Raw genomic sequence first — 16,546 nt, forward strand, 5'->3', positions numbered from 1 at the left:
CGGGCCCTGCTATTGGCCGTTTTCCTGCGGGTCGGCCAGCAGTTCGGCGACCCGTTCGACCGCTTGGCGCAAAGCCGCTTGCTCCGGACCGTGCTTCAGGATGTCCCGGGACGACGCGGGCAGCACGCCCAGCAGTCCCGGTCCGAAAAGCGCCTTCAGATCGGCCACAGTGGCTCCCTGGGCCCCGAAACCGGGTGCCAGCACCGGACCGTTCAGCCCGGAGAGATCCAGGTCCCCCGGCGCGACGGTGGCGCCGACGACGACCCCCACATCGCCGAGCGGTGCCGCGGCTGCGTTGAGCGCCGCCGCGGAATCGACGATCGACTGCCCCACCGTGCGCCCGTCGGGCAGCTTCGCGTTCTGCACGGCGGCCGCTTCCGGGTTCGAAGTCCGCGCAAGCACGAAGATGCCGCGCCCCGCGGAGACCGCCGTTTCGGCGCATTGGGCCAAAGAGCCGAACCCGAGGTACGGCGAAACGGTGATCGCGTCGGCCGCGATCGCCGCCCCGTCGGCCACGTACGCGGCCGTGTACGCCGCCATCGTCGAGCCGATGTCGCCGCGCTTGACGTCCAGCAGCACCAGCGCGCCCGCCTCGCGGGCCGTCTCGACGACCCGCTCGAGCACGCGGATGCCGGCCGCTCCGAAACTTTCGAAGAACGCCGACTGCGGCTTCACGACCGCCGCGCGGGCCGCCAGGACCTCCGTGGCGGACAGCGCGAACCGTTCCAGGCCCGAAGCGTCCACCGGGAGCCCCCAGGCCTCGAGGAGGCCCGGGTGGGGGTCGATCCCGGCGCACAGCGGGCCCCGGGCCGCGACGGCTTTCGCCAGCCGCGCCCCGAACCGCTCTCCCGCCGTCACGACTTCGCCTTCAGCGCCGCCTGCAGCTCCTGCAGGGACTTGACCCCGATGTCGCCCCGGATCAGCGCTTCGATGCCGTGCACGGCCGCCGCGGCGCCCTGCACGGTCGTCACGCACGGGATGTCGCGCGAGACCGCGGCGGTGCGGATTTCGTAGCCGTCGACGCGCGGACCGCTGTTGCCGTACGGGGTGTTGATCACCATGTCGACGTCGCCGGCGAGGATGACGTCCACGATGTTCGGCTCGGCTTCGGTCGACCCCTCGTAGTGCTTGCGCACCACCGTGCACGCGACCCCGTTGCGCCGCAGCACTTCCGCGGTGCCGGACGTGGCGAGGATCTCGAACCCGAGGTCCGCCAGCCGCTTCACCGGGAACACCAGCGAGCGCTTGTCGCGGTTGGCGACCGAGACGAACACGCGCCCGGACGTCGGCAGCGAGCCGTACGCGCCGCTCTGCGACTTGGCGAACGCCTTGCCGAAGGAGACGTCGACGCCCATCACCTCGCCGGTGGACTTCATCTCCGGGCCCAGCAAGGAATCCACGCCGTGACCTTCCGGCGTGCGGAAGCGGTGGAACGGCAGCACGGCTTCCTTGACCGCGACCGGCGAGTCGGCCGGCAGCTGCCCGCCGTCGCCTTCGGCCGGGAGGACGCCGCTCTCGCGCAGGTCCTTGATCGTCGAGCCGGTCATGATCAGCGCGGCGGCCTTGGCCAGCGGCACGGCCGTCGCCTTGGACACGAACGGCACCGTGCGTGACGCGCGCGGGTTGGCCTCCAGGACGTACAGGACGTCGTCCTTGAGCGCGTACTGGACGTTCAGGAGCCCCCGGACGCCCACCCCGCGCGCGATCGCCTCGGTGGAGCGCCGGACGGCCTGCAGGTCCGTGTGGCCGAGCGTGATCGGCGGCAGCGCGCACGAGGAGTCGCCGGAGTGGATCCCGGCCTCCTCGATGTGCTCCATGACGCCGCCGAGGTAGAGCTCCTCGCCGTCGAACAGCGCGTCGACGTCGATTTCGATGGCGTCGTCGAGGAAGCGGTCGACGAGCACCGGGTGCTCGGGGGTGATCTCCGTGGCGCGGCTGATGTAGCCGGCCAGGGTCTCCTCGTCGTAGACGATCTCCATGCCGCGCCCGCCGAGGACGTAGGACGGCCGGACGAGGACCGGGTAGCCGATCTCGTCGGCGATCCGCTTGGCGCCCTCGAAGGACGTCGCCGTGCCGTAGCGCGGCGCGGGCAGCCCGGCGTCGGTCAGGACCTCGCCGAACGCGCCGCGGTCCTCGGCCAGGTGGATGGCCTCCGGCGGCGTCCCGACCACCGGGACACCGGCGTCGGCGAGCTTCTTCGCCAGGCCCAGCGGGGTCTGGCCGCCGAGCTGGACGATGACACCGGCGACCGTGCCGGACGCCTGCTCGGCGTGCACGACCTCGAGCACGTCCTCGAAGGACAGCGGCTCGAAGTACAGCCGGTCGGACGTGTCGTAGTCGGTGGACACGGTTTCCGGGTTGCAGTTGACCATGACGGCCTCGAACCCGGCCTCCCGCAACGCGATCGCCGCGTGCACGCAGGAGTAGTCGAACTCGATGCCCTGGCCGATCCGGTTCGGGCCGGAGCCGAGGATGAGCACCTTCGGCTTGTCCGACTGGACGGCCACTTCGGACTGGGCGTCGGGGTCGGACTCGTAAGCCGAGTAGTGGTAAGGGGTTTTGGCCGCGAACTCGGCCGCGCAGGTGTCGACGGTCTTGAACACCGGCCGCACACCGAGGCGGTGGCGGAGGGTACGGACGCCGTCCTCGCCGGCCAGTTCCGGCCGCAGGGCGGCGATCTGGCGGTCCGAGAGCCCCGTGCGCTTGGCGCGGCGCAGCAGATCGCCGTCCAGCACGGGCGCGTCGCGGACCTCGGCGCCGACCTCGCCGATGTAGGCGATCTGGTCGATGAACCACGGGTCGATGCCCGACGCTTCGTGCACCTGCTCGATGGTGGCACCGAGCCGCAGCGCACGCTCCACTTCGTACAGCCGGCCCTCGTGCGGCGTGCGCAGGTCGTCCAAAGTGGACTCCAGCGTGACGCCCTCGGGGTCGGGCAGCGTCCAGAAGCCGGTCGCCTTGGTCTCGATCGACCGCATCACCTTGCCGAGCGCCTCGGGGAAGCTGCGGCCGAACGACATCGCCTCGCCGACGCTCTTCATCGTCGTGGTCAGCGTCGGGTCCGCGCCCGGGAACTTCTCGAAGGCGAACCGCGGCATCTTCACGACGACGTAGTCCAGCGCGGGCTCGAACGACGCCGGCGTCTCGCCGGTGATGTCGTTCTGGATCTCGTCGAGGGTGTAGCCGATGGCGAGCTTCGCGGCGATCTTGGCGATCGGGAAGCCGGTGGCCTTCGACGCCAGCGCGCTGGAGCGGGACACGCGCGGGTTCATCTCGATGACGACCATCCGGCCGTCGCGCGGGTTGATCGCGAACTGGATGTTGCAGCCGCCGGTGTCGACGCCGACCTCGCGCAGCACGGCGATGCCGACGTCGCGCATCACCTGGTACTCGCGGTCGGTGAGCGTCATGGTCGGCGCGACGGTGACCGAGTCGCCGGTGTGCACGCCCATCGCGTCGATGTTCTCGATCGAGCAGACGACCACGACGTTGTCGCTCTTGTCGCGCATCAGCTCGAGCTCGTACTCCTTCCAGCCGAGCACGCTCTCCTCGATGAGCACCTCGGTGACCGGCGACTCCGCGAGCCCGGTCGACGCGAGCCGCTCCAGGTCCTCGGGCGTGTGCGCCATGCCGGACCCGAGCCCGCCCATGGTGAAGCTCGGCCGGATGACGACCGGCAGCCCGAGGTCCTTGACCGTCTCGCGGACCTCGTCCATGTCGTGGCAGACGCGGGAACGCGGGACGTCGGCGCCGACCGTGCGGACGATGTCCTTGAACTTCTGCCGGTCCTCACCGCGCTGGATGGCGTCGATGTCGGCGCCGATCAGCTCGACACCGTACTTGTCGAGCACGCCACGCTCGTGCAGGGCGACGGCGCAGTTGAGCGCGGTCTGCCCGCCTAGGGTCGCGAGGATCGCGTCCGGGCGCTCTTCGGCGATGACCTTCTCGACGAAGTCGGGGGTGACCGGCTCGATGTAGGTGGCGTCGGCGAACTCGGGGTCGGTCATGATAGTGGCCGGGTTCGAGTTCACCAGGGAGACGCGCAGGCCTTCGCTGCGCAGCACCCGGCAGGCCTGGGTACCGGAGTAGTCGAACTCCGCGGCCTGCCCGATCACGATCGGCCCGGAGCCGATCACCAGCACGTGCTGGATGTCCGTCCTCTTCGGCATCAGGCCTTCTTCTCCATGAGCGAAACGAAATCGTCGAACAGGGGGGCCGCGTCGTGCGGGCCGGCCGCGGCTTCGGGGTGGTACTGGACCGAGAACGCCGGGACGTCGAACGCCCGCAGGCCCTCGACCGCGCCGTCGTTGGCGCAGTAGTGGCTGACCTGGGCCGCGCCGAACGGCGACTCGAAGCGCTGACCCGGCTCGCCTTCCAGCGCGAACCCGTGGTTCTGGGCCGTGATCGCCACCTGGCGCGTGGCCACGTCGATCACCGGGATGTTGATGCCGCGGTGGCCGTAGCGCATCTTGTACGTCCCCAGGCCGAGCGCGCGGCCCAGGACCTGGTTGCCGAAGCAGATGCCGAACAGCGGGATCTCGCGGCCGAGGACCTGCTTGGTCAGCTCGGTGGCGTGCGTCGTCGTGGCCGGGTCGCCCGGGCCGTTGGACAGGAACACCCCGTCCGGCTCGACCGCCAGCACCTCGTCCAGCGAAGCGGAAGAGGGCAGGACGTGCACTTCGATGCCGCGCTTGACCATCTGGCGCGGGGTGTTGGACTTGATGCCCAGGTCCAGCGCGACGACGCGGAAGCGCGTCTCACCCTCCGCGGGAACCACGTAGGGGCGAGGCGTGGTGACCTGGCCGGCCAGGTCCGCGCCCTCCATCTTCGGGCTCGCCAGGACCTCGGCGACCATGTCGTCGACCGTGCCCAGCGCGTCGCCGGAGAAGACGCCGGCGCGCATCGCGCCCAGCTCCCGCAGGTGGCGGGTCAGCGACCGGGTGTCCACCTCGGCGATGCCGACGATGCCCTGGCGCACCAGCTCCTCGTCCAGCGTGCGCTTGGAGCGCCAGTTGGACGGCGTGCGGGCGGGGTCGCGCACCACGTAGCCGTTGACCCAGATCTTGGATGACTCGTCGTCCTCGTCGTTCCAGCCGGTGTTGCCGATCTGCGGCGCCGTCTGGACCACGATCTGGCCGTGGTAGGACGGGTCGGTCAGCGTCTCCTGGTAACCGGTCATGCCGGTGCAGAACACCGCCTCGCCGAGGGTTCGCCCCTGCGCGCCGTAGGCAGCGCCGCGGAACACCCGGCCGTCTTCGAGTACCAGTGCGGCCTGAGCGCGCGCGTTCACTGGGCACCTCCCTTGATCTTGAGCTGTTCGATCCACTGTGGATAGTCGTCGAGGTCGTCGCCGCGGAAGCCGGTGTCGAGCTCGGCGTCGCCGAGCCGCCAGGTGACGACGAGCAGCGCGTCGGTGCCCATCACCTTCCCGGCGATCTTCGTGTCGCGCCGGACGCCGGTGATCGCCTCCCGCGGGATCCAGAAGTCGGGCGCACCGCCGCGTTCGACCGCGATACCCGCGTCGTGCAGGCGCCAAACCGCGCCGGTGCGCAGCCCCGCGCCGCGGGTGACGATCCGGTTCTGCCACTCCCCCGCGACCGTCGTCGCCAGGTAGACGCCGGTCGATTCCAGCAGCACCTCGCCGGCGTCCGCGGGGATGGCGGGGAACGGCGGCACCTGGGCGCTCTGCGAACGGGACTTGCGCCGCCAGCCCACGTACATGCCCCAGAGGCAGAGCAGGAAGAAGGCGACGATCGCCAGCACCAGCCAAAGGCGTTCCATCAGCAGATCTTCCCGTCCCGGGCGGTGACCCGCCCGCGCAGCAGCGTGGCGGTCACCACGCCGGGCAGCCGCATTCCCTCGTACGGGGTGTTGGCCGCGATGCTGGCCAGCTCGGCGCCCCGGACCGTCCACTCGGCGTCCGGGTCGACCAGGGCCAGGTTCGCCGGCTCGCCCACCGCGATCGGCCGGCCCTGGTCGGCCAGGTTGCCGATCTCGGCCGGCCGCTCGCTCATGACGCGGGCGACGCCGCGCCAGTCGAGCAGCCCGGTGCGGACCATCGTTTCGGCGACGATCGAAAGGGCCGTCTGAAGCCCGAGCATGCCCGGCCGGGCCGCGCTCCACTCGGTGTCCTTGTCCTGCACGGCGTGCGGCGCGTGGTCGGTGGCGACGCAATCGATCACGCCCTCGGCCAGCGCGGCCCGGAGCTTCTCGGCGTCGGACTCCGTGCGCAGCGGCGGGTTCACCTTGTTGACCGGGTCGTAGGTGGCCAGACGTTCGTCGGTGAGCAGCAGGTGGTGCGGCGTGACCTCGGCCGACACCTTCGTGCCGCGGTCCTTCGCCCAGCGCAGCACGTCCGCGGTGCCCGACGTCGAGACGTGGCAGACGTGCAGCCGCGCGTTGGCGTGCAGCGCGAGGAGGCAGTCGCGGGCCACGATGGACTCTTCCGCGGCGGCGGGCCAGCCGGTGTAGCCGAGCCGGGCCGCGCGCTCGCCCTCGTGGGCCTGGGCGCCGACGGTCAGCCGCGGCTCTTCGGCGTGCTGCGCGATGACGACGTCCAGGGCCGTCGAGTACTCCAGCGCGCGGCGCATGAGCAGCGGGTCGGCGACGCAGAGGCCGTCGTCGGAGAACACCGTGACCCGCGCCTGGGCGTTCGCCATGGTGCCCAGCTCGGCGAGCTTCTCGCCCTTGAGCCCGACGGTGACCGCGCCGACCGGGTGGACGTCGACCAGGCCGACCTCCTGGCCGCGCCGCCACACGTGGTCGACGACTACGGCGTTGTCGGCGACCGGATCGGTGTTGGCCATGGCGAACACGGCGGTGTAGCCGCCGAGCGCGGCCGCGGCCGAGCCGGTGTCGATGGTCTCGGTGTCCTCGCGGCCGGGTTCGCGCAGGTGGGTGTGCAGGTCGACGAAGCCCGGGAGCAATACTTGGCCGCCCGAGTCGATCACTTCGGCGTCTTCCGGGACGTCGACCGCGCCGATCGCGGTGATCACGCCGTCCTCGATGAGGACGTCGACCGGGTCACCTTCGCCGTAGGGGCGGGCGCCCTTGATCACGGTGCTCACGCGGCGGCTCCTTCGCTGGCCAGGAGGTGGTAGAGGACCGCCATGCGCACGTGGACACCGTTGCGGACCTGTTCGGTGATGGCCGAGGCCGGGGAGTCGGCGACCGCGCTCGCGATCTCCATCCCGCGCAGCATCGGGCCGGGGTGCAGCACGACCGCGTGGTCCGGCAGCAGCTTCTGCCGCCGTTCCGAGAGGCCGTACGCGATGGAGTACTCGCGGGCGCTCGGGAAGAACCCGCCGTGCATGCGCTCGGCCTGGACCCTCAGCATCATGACCGCATCGACCGCCGGCAGCTCGGCGTCCAGGTCGTGCGACACCGTCACCGGCAGGCTCTCGACGCCGTAGGGCAGCAGCGTCGGCGGCGCGACCAGCACCACCTCCGCACCGAGCGCGGAGAGCAGGTGGATGTTCGAGCGGGCGACCCGGCTGTGCAGGACGTCCCCGACGATGGCGACCCGGCGGTCCTTGAGCGAACCGAGCCGCTCCCGCAGCGTGGCCGCGTCGAGCAGCGCCTGCGTCGGGTGCTCGTGGGTGCCGTCGCCGGCGTTGACCACCGAGGTGCCGGGCTCGGCCAGCCACTCCGAGAGCCGCTGGGCGGCACCGCTGGCCGGGTGGCGGACGATCACGCAGTCGGCGCCCGCGGCGGCCAGCGTCAGAGCCGTGTCGCGCAGGGATTCGCCCTTGTTGACCGAGGAGCTGGACGCGGAGACGTTGATCACGTCGGCGCTCATCCACTTCCCGGCGATCTCGAACGACACCCGCGTGCGGGTCGAGTTCTCGTAGAACAGGGTGATCACCGTGCGGCCGCGCAGCGTCGGCAGCTTCTTGACCTCGCGGCCGAGCAGCGTGTGCTTCAGCTCGTCGGCGGTGTCGAGCACGGCCGTGGCGACCGCCGGGTCCAGGCCGTCGGTGGCGAGCAGGTGCTTCACGAGTCCTCTCCAGGGGCTTCCGCGGCGCCCGACGGGCCGTTTTCCGATGGGCGCAGCAGGACCGCGTCGCGGCCGTCGATCTCGGCCAGCAGGACGGACACGCCCTCGGAGCGCGCGGTCGGGACGTTCTTGCCCACGTAGTCGGCGCGGATCGGCAGCTCCCGGTGACCGCGGTCGACCAGCACGGCCAGCTGCACCGCGCGGGGACGGCCGTGATCACGGAGGGCATCGAGCGCGGCCCGGATCGTCCGGCCGGAGAAGAGCACGTCGTCGACCAGGATCACCACCCGGTCGTCGATGCCGTCCGGCGGCAGCTGCGTCTGCTCGAGCGCGCGCGGCGGGCGGCGGCGGAGGTCGTCCCGGTAGAGGGTGACGTCGAGGGCGCCGGCGGGCGGCCGGACTCCGGAGAACTCGCCGATCTTGTCGGCCAGCCGGACGGCGAGCGGGGTGCCGCGGGACGGGATCCCGAGCAACACGGGCGGGGTAGTGCTTTCCGCACCGTTCGCGGTCTTTTCGATGACCTGATGGGCCATTCGGGCGATCGTGCGCGCGACATCGCCGGCCGTCAGGAGCTCGCGCTCCCCGGCCGAACCAGCCGCGCCACGCGGACGTGACGACACTTCGGACTCCTTCCCCGCCTCACCGGACGGGTCCTTAAAGGACGTCTGTTCCCCTGCTGGTCGGGGCTTTCGCACCGACAGTAGCAGGCACTTTGCTCAGTCTTACGGGTGGTGTGAGGTGATTCGCGGCAAGCTCGCGCTTGACCTGGTGACAACAATGCGTAACCATTACTCTGAGTATTCGACTCGAAGAGTCCCCTGGACCGGTCACCCCGACCGGGAGGGGGTGGAGAACGGAGAACGACCAGATGGGCGATTACGCCAAGGCGCTCGGGGCCAAGCTCCGCGGGATCCGCCAGCAGCAGGGCCTGTCCCTGCACGGGGTCGAGCAGAAGTCCGGTGGGCGCTGGAAGGCCGTCGTCGTCGGCTCGTACGAGCGTGGCGACCGTGCCGTCACCGTGCAGAAGCTGGCCGAGCTGGCCGACTTCTACGGTGTGCCGGTGGTCGAGCTGCTGCCCGAGGGCCGGGTCCCCTCCGGTGCCGAGCCCGCCACCAAGATCGTCATCAACCTCGAGCGCCTGCAGCAGCTGCCGGCCGAGAAGGTGGGCCCGCTGGCCCGCTACGCGGCGACGATCCAGAGCCAGCGCGGCGACTACAACGGCAAGGTGCTCTCGATCCGCACCGAGGACCTGCGGTCCCTGGCGATCATCTACGACATGACCCCGGGCGAGCTGACCGAGCAGCTCATCGACTGGGGCGTCCTGCCGCCGGAGGCGCGTCCTTCCAAGGAAGACTGATCGCACGATGTGCTGCACCGACGAGGTGAGCGCTCCCCGGTGGGGCACCGGAGACCGCTCACTGACTCGTCGGGGGGCTTGCAGTACGTCTCAGAGCACGGCGCGGAGGCGGTCGGCGATCGTGCCGATCCGGCCCAGCACGCCGTTGACGAACCGCGGCGAGTCGTCCGTGGACAGTTCCTTCGCGAGGCCGACGGCCTCGTCGATCGCGACCGGGTCCGGCACGTCCTCGGCCCAGAGCAGCTCGTAGACCCCGACCCGCAGCACCGCGAGGTCGACCTTCGGCATCCGCTCCAGGGTCCAGCCCTGCGCGTGCTCGGCCAGCAGCTCGTCGATCTGCGGCTTCCGCCCGGTAACGCCCTCGACCAGGCTGATCGTGTAGTCCGCGATCGGGTCGACCTCGGTCGCGCCCACGCGGTCGGCCAGCAGCGTCACCGCGTCGGTGTCGCGCTGCGCGGCCTCGTACAGCATTTCCACCGCGCGGCGGCGCGCCTGCCTGCGGCTGATCGCGCCGCCGCGGTTCGGGTGGGGTTTCGACGTCGGCATCAGCTGGAGACGCGGCCCAGGTAACGGCCGTCGCGGGTGTCGACCTTGATCTTCTCGCCGGTGGACAGGAACAGCGGGACCTGGATCTCCGCGCCGGTCTCCAGCGTCGCCGGCTTGGTGCCGCCGGTCGAGCGGTCGCCCTGCAGGCCCGGGTCGGTGTGCTGGATGACGATCTCGACCGACGTCGGCAGCTCGACGTACAGCGGCTCGTTCTCGTGCACCGCGACCTGGACCTCGGTGTTCTCGAGCATGTAGTTGGCGTTGTCGCCGACGACCTCGGCCGGGACCGTGATCTGGTCGTAGGTGTCGCCGTCCATGAACACGAAGTCGGCGCCGTCCTTGTACAGGTACGTCATGTTGCGGCGGTCCACCGTGGCCGTGTCGACCTTCGTGCCCGCGTTGAACGTCTTGTCGACCACCTTGCCGGTGAGCACGTGCTTGAGGGTCGTGCGCACGAAGGCGCCGCCCTTGCCCGGCTTGACGTGCTGGAACGCGGTGACGGTCCACAGCTGGCCCTCGAGGTTGAGGACGAGCCCGTTCTTCAGGTCGTTGGTCGTGGCCACGAGCTTGCAGTCTCCTGTGTCGATCTACGGTTCGGGGCCGCCGTCAGACGACCACGAGGTTCTTGGTGCTCAGGGTGAGGAGTTCGGGCTCCCCAGCCCGCACGACGAGCGTGTCCTCGATGCGCACGCCACCGCGCCCCGCGAGGTAGACGCCGGGCTCGACGGTGACCGCCATACCGGCGGACAGTGTACCGACGCCCGTGGCGGCGAAGCTGGGCGCCTCGTGGATCTGCAGGCCGACGCCGTGCCCGAGGCCGTGCGCGAAGTGCTCGCCGTGGCCCGCGTCCGCGATCACCTCCCGCGCCGCGGCGTCCACATCGGACACCTCGGCGCCCGGCACGACGGCGTCGACCCCGGCCGCCTGGGCGGCGTGCACGAGGTCGTACACCTCCCGCTGCCAGTCCGCGGGCTCGCCGAGGACGAAGGTGCGGGTCATGTCGGAGTGGTAGCCGTCGACGGTCGCGCCGAAGTCCAGCTTCACGAAGTCGCCGCGCTTGAGCTCGGCGTGCGTCGGCTGGTGGTGCGGGATGGCCGAGTGCGCGCCGGCGGCGATGATGGAGGCGAAGCTGGGCGCGGACGAGCCGTGCTCCAGCATCCGGTTCTCCAGGTCACGGGCGATTTCGAGCTCGGTCCGCCCGGGCCGCAGGCCCCCGGCGGCGAGCAGGTCGTCGAGCGCCCGGTCGGCGGCGGCGCACGCCTGGCGCAGCGCGTCGACCTCGGCTTCGTCCTTGACCAGGCGCAGCTGCTCGACCAGGCCGGGGGTCCGCTCGAGGGGCACGTCCTTCTTGAGGGCCTCGTACTCCTCGACGCTGACGTGCTGGCTCTCGAAGCCGACGCGCCCGTAGGTCTTGGCGTCCTTCGCGGCCTTGGCGACGAGGGCGGCGGCGCTGGCCCGGTCGACGACCGTGTCGAGATCGGGCACCTCGGCGGCCGACTGGGTCGTGTAGCGGCCGTCGGTGCAGAAGAGCGTGTTGGCGTCACCCTCGGCGTGCAGCAGCACGGCGGCGTTCGACCCGGTGAACCCGGTGAGGTAGCGGATGTTGAGCAGATCGGTGACCAGCAGCGCGTCCAGGCCGGCTTCGGTCAGAAGCCCGCGCAGCGCCGCCCGGCGTCGTCCATGGGTTTCAGGCACGGGCCCAGCCTAGTGGGCGCTTGCCGGGCAACTCGTCGGTAACCTGGCCTACACTCCGCAGGATGAGCGCTTGGGTGATCCGCGGACTCGGGATGGCGCTGCTGCACGGCGTGGCGTTGACGCTGCTGGCCAAGTACGCCGTCTACCACCCGACGGACCAGACGCTGATGACCTCGGTGGCCCTGGCGGTCCTGGTCGGCGCGGCGGCGCTGTGGAGCGCCTTGGACGCGTGGCGGGGGCTGGTCGATCGCGGCCGCGCGTGGTTCATCGCGGCGCTGGTGGCGGGAGTCGTGTCGGGGATCCTGTACGTGATCGGCCGGGCGGTGTTCGTCGACCAGACCGGGGTTTCGGAACTGGGCGGCGCGTTGACCGGCGGAGCGGCGTTTTCGGCGTTGCTGGTGCTGATCCCGGCGGGGCTCGGGTTGTTCGTCGGCGGGCGGATCGGGCGAGCTCGGCCGGCGGATTCCGCGGAGGAGGACGACGAGGCGGCGGCGCCTTCGCCGTCACCGCGGCCGCGCCGCCGGGTTCGGACCGCGGACGGGGAAGGCTCGCCGGCCCGGCCACCCCGCCGGGCCGCGGACGAGGAACCCGCCACCCGGCCGCAGCCGGCGGTGACGGACCAGGAGCCCGCCACCCGGCCGCACGCCCGGGTCCGGTCGGCCGGCGGAGAACTCGCGCCCCGGCCGTCTCCGCGGATCCGGCCTCGCAGCGAGAAACCCCGCGCCTAGCACTCCTCCGGGTGTTCGGCGTGGTGCCCGCGGGCGCTGGTGGCCGCTTGCGTCAGCCGACCAGCGAGGGGCCTTGCGGGGAGCCGTCCCACTGGGCGTCCGTCAGCGGCTTGGCCGCCGAGCCGTTGCCCGCCGCGATCCCGCCGTCCGGGATGCGCCACAGGCGGCGGTCGTCGAGGACCAGCGCCAGCCCGCGGCCCGGCGCTTGCACCGCCTCCGCGCCGGAGCGCAGCCGCGTCGCCACCGGGAGCGCCGCCACCTCGGGCGGCTCCTTCTCCAGCAGCTCTCCGGCCAGGGCCGCCGCCACCCCACGCCGGTCGACTCGCACCTTTTGCCCGGCGCGGACCAGGTCCATCGTGCGGTCGGGCGAAGGCATCGTCACGCCGTCGAACGTCGCCGCCACCCGGCCCGGGCTCGCGCAGGCCTGGCTGCCCAGCAGGTCGAGCCCGTAGTGCCGCAGGTCGGTCGGCGCACCGGCGGAGCCGATCACGGTCGCGCGCACGACGTCGAGCGGCACCCGGTCGCACGGCGCGGCCGACGACAGCGGCGCGTGCCCGTCCGCGCGGCGCACCAGCCCCGGCCCTTCCTTCCACGGCCCCGGGACGACCACCGGCCGGTACGGGTTCTCGGTGAAGTCGGCGGTCCAGAACGTCAGCGTCGTCCCGGTGTCGGTCTCGTGCGCGATGACGAACGCGTCCAGCGCGCCCACCCACATCAGGTCGGCGCTGAACCCTTCGACGACCGAACGGCCGCGCGGCGCCGAAGTCGTCGCGACCGGCACGAACCCGCCGACGTCGAGCGCCTGCACCCCCGAGCCGAACGCGGGATCGCGCGACCGGAGCACGAACTGCCCGGCCCCGTTCCACGCCGCGGCGCGGCCGGTGGTGTCGGTGAACATGAGGTAGAACCAGCCGTCGAGGTAGACGGCCGAGGGCTGGCCGGCGCCGTAGACGTTGGCGCGGTGCACGTCGTGCGACGGCCCGAGGATCGGTTTCCCGCCGGCGGCGCGCGTCCAGTGGACGCCGTCCTGGCTGGTGGCGAGCCCGACGGCGTTGCCGAGCGCGTGGTCGCCTGCCGCGCCGGTGTAGTAGAGGTAGTAGGTCGTGCCGACGCGCAGGACGGACGGGTCGCAGGTGTGCATGCCGTCGAACTGCCCGGGCGCCCCGGAGAAGACGGCGGCCGGGATCCCGCCCCCGGGCCCGGCGAACGGCCCGTCGATCGACTGGGCCTGGGCGTAGAGGATGTCGTCGCCGGCGGGTCCGGCGCCGCCGTACTGGCTGCACCACCACATCCGGGTCTGCCCCCGGTCGAGCATGACCGACGGCCCGTAGTTGTAGACGGCGTCCGCCCCACCAGCGGCGATCACGCCACCACTCTGCCGGGGGTCACCCGAACCGAGCTTGACATCGACGGGCCGCGGCGGGGAGGTGGTCTTGCCGCCCGCGATGGCGGGCTTCTCCCCCGCGGCTTGGGGCTGGGCGTAACCCTCGGTGCACCCCGCGACGAGCAGCCCGGCCAGAACACTGGCGAGCAAGGCACGACAAGACGGGCGCACGACACCGGAGTGTAGCGAGAGCTGAATCGATCGGGTGACGGCACGCCTGCTCGACGGTCCCCCGGTCGGGCTCAAGATCGCGGGCGGGGCAAGGGTTTCCGGAAAGGCGCCGGTCAGCCGGTCGTGGGCGAGAAACAGGGTTGGAACACTGTTTCCCACTCACGACGAGCCGCCGCAGAGCAAGTACCGACCCTCGATCGCGAAGCCGGTGAGGGTCAGCTCTTCGCCGGTGGGCCTTCGAGCGCCACCAGCTCGACCTCGAAACCGGCCTCGTTCTCGAGATACGCCGCGTAATGCGCTTCGCCGCCCGCGTACGGGTAGCGGTCGGCGAACATCGGGCGCCAGCCCTTGTCCCGCGCTCGCTCGGCCAAGTCGTCCACCTCGGCGCGGGTCGCCACGTGGAGTGCCAAGTGGTTCAACCCCGGCCGCGTGCGCTCGTGGTTCTGCGCGCTCATCGCGGGGGACGCCTCGACCACCAGATATGTGCCGCCGCGGCGCCAGCTGATGCCCGCCGGCCAACGCTGGAACTCGCGCCAGCCGAGCTCGGTCAGCAGCCAGCCCCAGCTTCGCTCCGCCTCCGCCAAGTCCGGCACCCACAGCTCGATGTGGTGCGGCCGCCCGGCCACCGGCGCCAGGGCGACCAATACCCGATGCAGGTCGCCGTAGTGGATGCCGCTGCCCACGTCGAGGAAACCCAAGCGCGCGGCCACCTTCCGGCTCGCCGCGTTGCTCTCGTGCACCAACGCCCAGACCGCCGGGAGCCCGAGCGCGTCGAGGCCGTGGTCCAGCACCGCCCGCGCCGCCTCGGTCGCCAGGCCCTGACCCGCGTGCGCGCTCGCGATGTAGTAGCCCAGCTCGGCCACTCCGCCCGGCAATTCCGACGACGGGCGCAGGTGCGCGACGCCGATCACCTCGCCGTCGCGCGCGATCACCCAGTGGCCTTGGCCCGCCGGGCCGCGGTAGGCCAGGCGGCGATCCACCATCGCGCTCGCCGCGGCCGGGTCGGAAAAGTCCGCCGCGAAGAACCGGCTCATCTCCGGGTCGGAGAACACCTTCACGGCGGCTTCGCGGTCGGCCTCGACCAGCCGGCGCAGCGTCAGGCGCGCCGTCGTCAGCGTCGGGAGCGTCATCCCGGGTGCGCGGCGAGCCACCGCAGGGCCAGCGGGTAGCCATCGACGCCCAGGCCCGCGATCACCGCGGTCGCGATGTCCGACAGCACGCTGTGGTGCCGGAACGCCTCCCGCTTGTGCACGTTCGAGATGTGCAGCTCGATCAGCGGCGCGGACAGCTGCGCCGCGGCGTCGCGCACCGCGATCGAATAGTGCGTCCACGCTCCCGCGTTCAGCACCACCGGGTTGCCGCCGTCGGCCGCTTCGTGCAGCCAGCCGACCATCTCGCCCTCGTGGTCGGTCTGCCGGACCTCGACCTCGATGCCCAGTTCCTCCCCCGTCTTGACGCACAGCGCCGCGAGGTCGTCGTGGGTGGTCGAGCCGTACACCGACGGCTCGCGCTTGCCGAGCCGCCCGAGGTTGGGGCCGTTGAACACGAACGCCTTCACAGCAGCACGCTCCCGCCGCTCTTGGGCGTATCAGCCGCGATCGCCGAGTACGCGGCCGCCAGCAGCGACGGGTCCGGGCCCTCGAGCCGGCCGGGCTTGCCGAGACCGTCGAGGACGACGAACCGCAGCACCCCCGAGCGGGTCTTCTTGTCGCCCTTCATGGTTTCCAGCAGCTGCGGCAACGCGTCGGCGTCGTACGTCGTCGGCAGGCCGAGCAGCTTCAGCACGGCCGCGTGGCGTTCGGCCGTCGCGTCGTCGAGCCTCCCGGCGAGGCGCGCCAGCTCGGCGGCGAACACCAGGCCGACGCTCACCGCGGCGCCGTGACGCCACCGGTACCGCTCGCGGCGCTCGATCGCGTGGCCGAGCGTGTGGCCGTAGTTCAGGATCTCCCGCAGGTCCGACTCGCGCAGGTCGGCGGCGACGACGTCGGCCTTGACCTGGATCGAGCGGCGGACCAGCTCACCCAGCACCTCACCGGCCGGGTCGAGCGCGGCGGCCGGGTCGGCCTCGATCAGCTCGAGGATCCGCGGGTCGGCGATGAAGCCCGTCTTCACGACCTCGGCCATCCCGGCGACGAGCTCGTTCGGCGGCAGCGTCTCCAGCGTCGCGAGGTCGACGAAGACCGCGCTCGGCTCGTGGAACACCCCGACGAGGTTCTTCCCCGCCTCGGTGTTGATGCCGGTCTTGCCGCCGACCGCGGCGTCGACCATGCCGAGCAGCGTCGTCGGCACGTTGATCAGCCGCACCCCACGCATCCACGTGCCCGCGACGAACCCGGCGAGGTCGGTGACGGCGCCGCCGCCGAGCCCGACGACGACCCCGCGCCGGTCCAGCCCGATCCGGCCGAGCACCTCCCAGCAGAAGCTGGCGACCGTCAGCGCCTTGCCGTCCTCGGCGTCCGGGATTTCGACGCGGTGCGCGTCGAGGCCGGCCGCGATCAGCTCCTCGCGGATGGCCTCGGCCGTGGTGGTCAGCGTCGGCGGGTGAATCAAAGCGATCTTCGAGGCGTCGGCCAGCTGCGTGGTGAGGTCACCGAGCAGGCCGCGGCCGACCACGACGTCGTAGGGATGGGCAGTGGCGACCGGGATGCGCACCGGATCGGACACGGGGA

16 protein-coding genes are annotated in these 16,546 nt (G+C 71.7%); 2 read left to right on the plus strand and 14 right to left on the minus strand.

Annotated features, from left to right (window positions below; translation table 11 throughout):
- Nucleotides 1-9 precede the first annotated feature (9 nt).
- The 7 genes from pyrF to pyrR are packed head-to-tail and all read right to left on the minus strand — an operon-like array spanning nucleotide 10 to nucleotide 8,616.
- Nucleotides 10-858, minus strand: coding sequence for an orotidine-5'-phosphate decarboxylase (gene pyrF, locus ABFJ78_RS21165; RefSeq protein WP_436388084.1), 849 nt, complete (start codon nucleotides 856-858; stop codon nucleotides 10-12).
- A complete protein-coding gene (carB, locus tag ABFJ78_RS21170; protein WP_436388085.1) occupies nucleotides 855-4,169 on the minus strand; it encodes a carbamoyl-phosphate synthase large subunit in 3,315 nt (1,104 codons plus the stop codon). Before carB ends, pyrF begins: the two co-directional genes overlap by 4 nt.
- A complete protein-coding gene (gene carA, locus ABFJ78_RS21175; protein ID WP_436388086.1) occupies nucleotides 4,169-5,290 on the minus strand; it encodes a glutamine-hydrolyzing carbamoyl-phosphate synthase small subunit in 1,122 nt (373 codons plus the stop codon). The genes carB and carA overlap by 1 nt, the downstream gene beginning before the upstream one ends.
- Nucleotides 5,287-5,781: a transporter gene (locus tag ABFJ78_RS21180; RefSeq protein WP_436388087.1), complete on the minus strand. Its 495-nt coding sequence runs from the start codon at nucleotides 5,779-5,781 to the stop codon at nucleotides 5,287-5,289. The genes carA and ABFJ78_RS21180 overlap by 4 nt, the downstream gene beginning before the upstream one ends.
- Nucleotides 5,781-7,067, minus strand: coding sequence for a dihydroorotase (locus tag ABFJ78_RS21185; protein ID WP_436388088.1), 1,287 nt, complete (start codon nucleotides 7,065-7,067; stop codon nucleotides 5,781-5,783). Before ABFJ78_RS21185 ends, ABFJ78_RS21180 begins: the two co-directional genes overlap by 1 nt.
- Nucleotides 7,064-7,996 carry an aspartate carbamoyltransferase catalytic subunit gene (locus ABFJ78_RS21190; protein WP_436388089.1) on the minus strand — a complete coding sequence of 311 codons (933 nt, stop codon included), beginning with the start codon at nucleotides 7,994-7,996 and terminating at the stop codon, nucleotides 7,064-7,066. The genes ABFJ78_RS21185 and ABFJ78_RS21190 overlap by 4 nt, the downstream gene beginning before the upstream one ends.
- Nucleotides 7,993-8,616: a bifunctional pyr operon transcriptional regulator/uracil phosphoribosyltransferase PyrR gene (gene pyrR, locus ABFJ78_RS21195; RefSeq protein ID WP_436388090.1), complete on the minus strand. Its 624-nt coding sequence runs from the start codon at nucleotides 8,614-8,616 to the stop codon at nucleotides 7,993-7,995. The genes ABFJ78_RS21190 and pyrR overlap by 4 nt, the downstream gene beginning before the upstream one ends.
- Before the next feature lie 248 nt (nucleotides 8,617-8,864).
- Here pyrR and bldD point away from each other — a divergent pair, with 248 nt between their 5' ends.
- A complete protein-coding gene (gene bldD / locus ABFJ78_RS21200) occupies nucleotides 8,865-9,353 on the plus strand; it encodes a transcriptional regulator BldD (protein ID WP_003096372.1) in 489 nt (162 codons plus the stop codon).
- 90 nt (nucleotides 9,354-9,443) lie between these two features.
- Here the strand turns inward: bldD and nusB are convergent, their stop codons facing one another.
- The 3 genes from nusB to ABFJ78_RS21215 are packed head-to-tail and all read right to left on the minus strand — an operon-like array spanning nucleotide 9,444 to nucleotide 11,594.
- Nucleotides 9,444-9,899 (minus strand): transcription antitermination factor NusB, encoded by a 456-nt coding sequence (gene nusB / locus ABFJ78_RS21205; RefSeq protein WP_086856367.1) that lies wholly within the window; start codon nucleotides 9,897-9,899, stop codon nucleotides 9,444-9,446.
- Nucleotides 9,899-10,462, minus strand: a complete 564-nt coding sequence (gene efp, locus ABFJ78_RS21210; RefSeq protein WP_125315891.1) for an elongation factor P — start codon at nucleotides 10,460-10,462, stop codon at nucleotides 9,899-9,901. Before efp ends, nusB begins: the two co-directional genes overlap by 1 nt.
- 43 nt (nucleotides 10,463-10,505) lie before the next feature.
- Nucleotides 10,506-11,594 (minus strand): M24 family metallopeptidase, encoded by a 1,089-nt coding sequence (locus tag ABFJ78_RS21215; protein ID WP_436388091.1) that lies wholly within the window; start codon nucleotides 11,592-11,594, stop codon nucleotides 10,506-10,508.
- A gap of 62 nt (nucleotides 11,595-11,656) precedes the next feature.
- Between ABFJ78_RS21215 and ABFJ78_RS21220 the strand changes: the two genes are divergently transcribed.
- Entirely contained in the window at nucleotides 11,657-12,322 is a 666-nt protein-coding gene (locus ABFJ78_RS21220) for a B-4DMT family transporter (protein WP_436388092.1), read from the plus strand.
- 52 nt (nucleotides 12,323-12,374) lie between these two features.
- Here the strand turns inward: ABFJ78_RS21220 and ABFJ78_RS21225 are convergent, their stop codons facing one another.
- From ABFJ78_RS21225 to aroB, 4 genes are all read right to left on the minus strand, one after another.
- A complete protein-coding gene (locus ABFJ78_RS21225; RefSeq protein WP_436388093.1) occupies nucleotides 12,375-13,856 on the minus strand; it encodes a beta-xylosidase in 1,482 nt (493 codons plus the stop codon).
- Nucleotides 13,857-14,092: 236 nt separating this feature from the next.
- The gene (locus tag ABFJ78_RS21230) at nucleotides 14,093-15,007 is read right to left on the minus strand and encodes a GNAT family N-acetyltransferase (RefSeq protein WP_436388094.1); all 915 of its coding nucleotides are present in this window, start codon (nucleotides 15,005-15,007) and stop codon (nucleotides 14,093-14,095) included.
- Nucleotides 15,004-15,435, minus strand: a complete 432-nt coding sequence (aroQ, locus tag ABFJ78_RS21235) for a type II 3-dehydroquinate dehydratase (protein WP_086856373.1) — start codon at nucleotides 15,433-15,435, stop codon at nucleotides 15,004-15,006. The genes ABFJ78_RS21230 and aroQ overlap by 4 nt, the downstream gene beginning before the upstream one ends.
- Nucleotides 15,432-16,541: a 3-dehydroquinate synthase gene (gene aroB / locus ABFJ78_RS21240; protein WP_436388095.1), complete on the minus strand. Its 1,110-nt coding sequence runs from the start codon at nucleotides 16,539-16,541 to the stop codon at nucleotides 15,432-15,434. Before aroB ends, aroQ begins: the two co-directional genes overlap by 4 nt.
- Between the last annotated feature and the right edge of the window lie 5 nt (nucleotides 16,542-16,546).

The sequence above is a fragment of the Amycolatopsis sp. MEPSY49 genome (genome assembly GCF_051337345.1).
Lineage (GTDB): Bacteria > Actinomycetota > Actinomycetes > Mycobacteriales > Pseudonocardiaceae > Amycolatopsis.

What these genes read in the sequence shown, in the direction of transcription:
- carB (WP_436388085.1), bottom strand. Translation starts at nt 4,169, where the DNA reads ATGCCGAAGAGGACGGACATCCAGCACGTGCTGGTGATCGGCTCCGGG.
- nusB (WP_086856367.1), bottom strand. Translation starts at nt 9,899, where the DNA reads ATGCCGACGTCGAAACCCCACCCGAACCGCGGCGGCGCGATCAGCCGC.
- ABFJ78_RS21230 (WP_436388094.1), bottom strand. Translation starts at nt 15,007, where the DNA reads ATGACGCTCCCGACGCTGACGACGGCGCGCCTGACGCTGCGCCGGCTG.
- bldD (WP_003096372.1), top strand. Translation starts at nt 8,865, where the DNA reads ATGGGCGATTACGCCAAGGCGCTCGGGGCCAAGCTCCGCGGGATCCGC.
- ABFJ78_RS21220 (WP_436388092.1), top strand. Translation starts at nt 11,657, where the DNA reads ATGAGCGCTTGGGTGATCCGCGGACTCGGGATGGCGCTGCTGCACGGC.
- ABFJ78_RS21180 (WP_436388087.1), bottom strand. Translation starts at nt 5,781, where the DNA reads ATGGAACGCCTTTGGCTGGTGCTGGCGATCGTCGCCTTCTTCCTGCTC.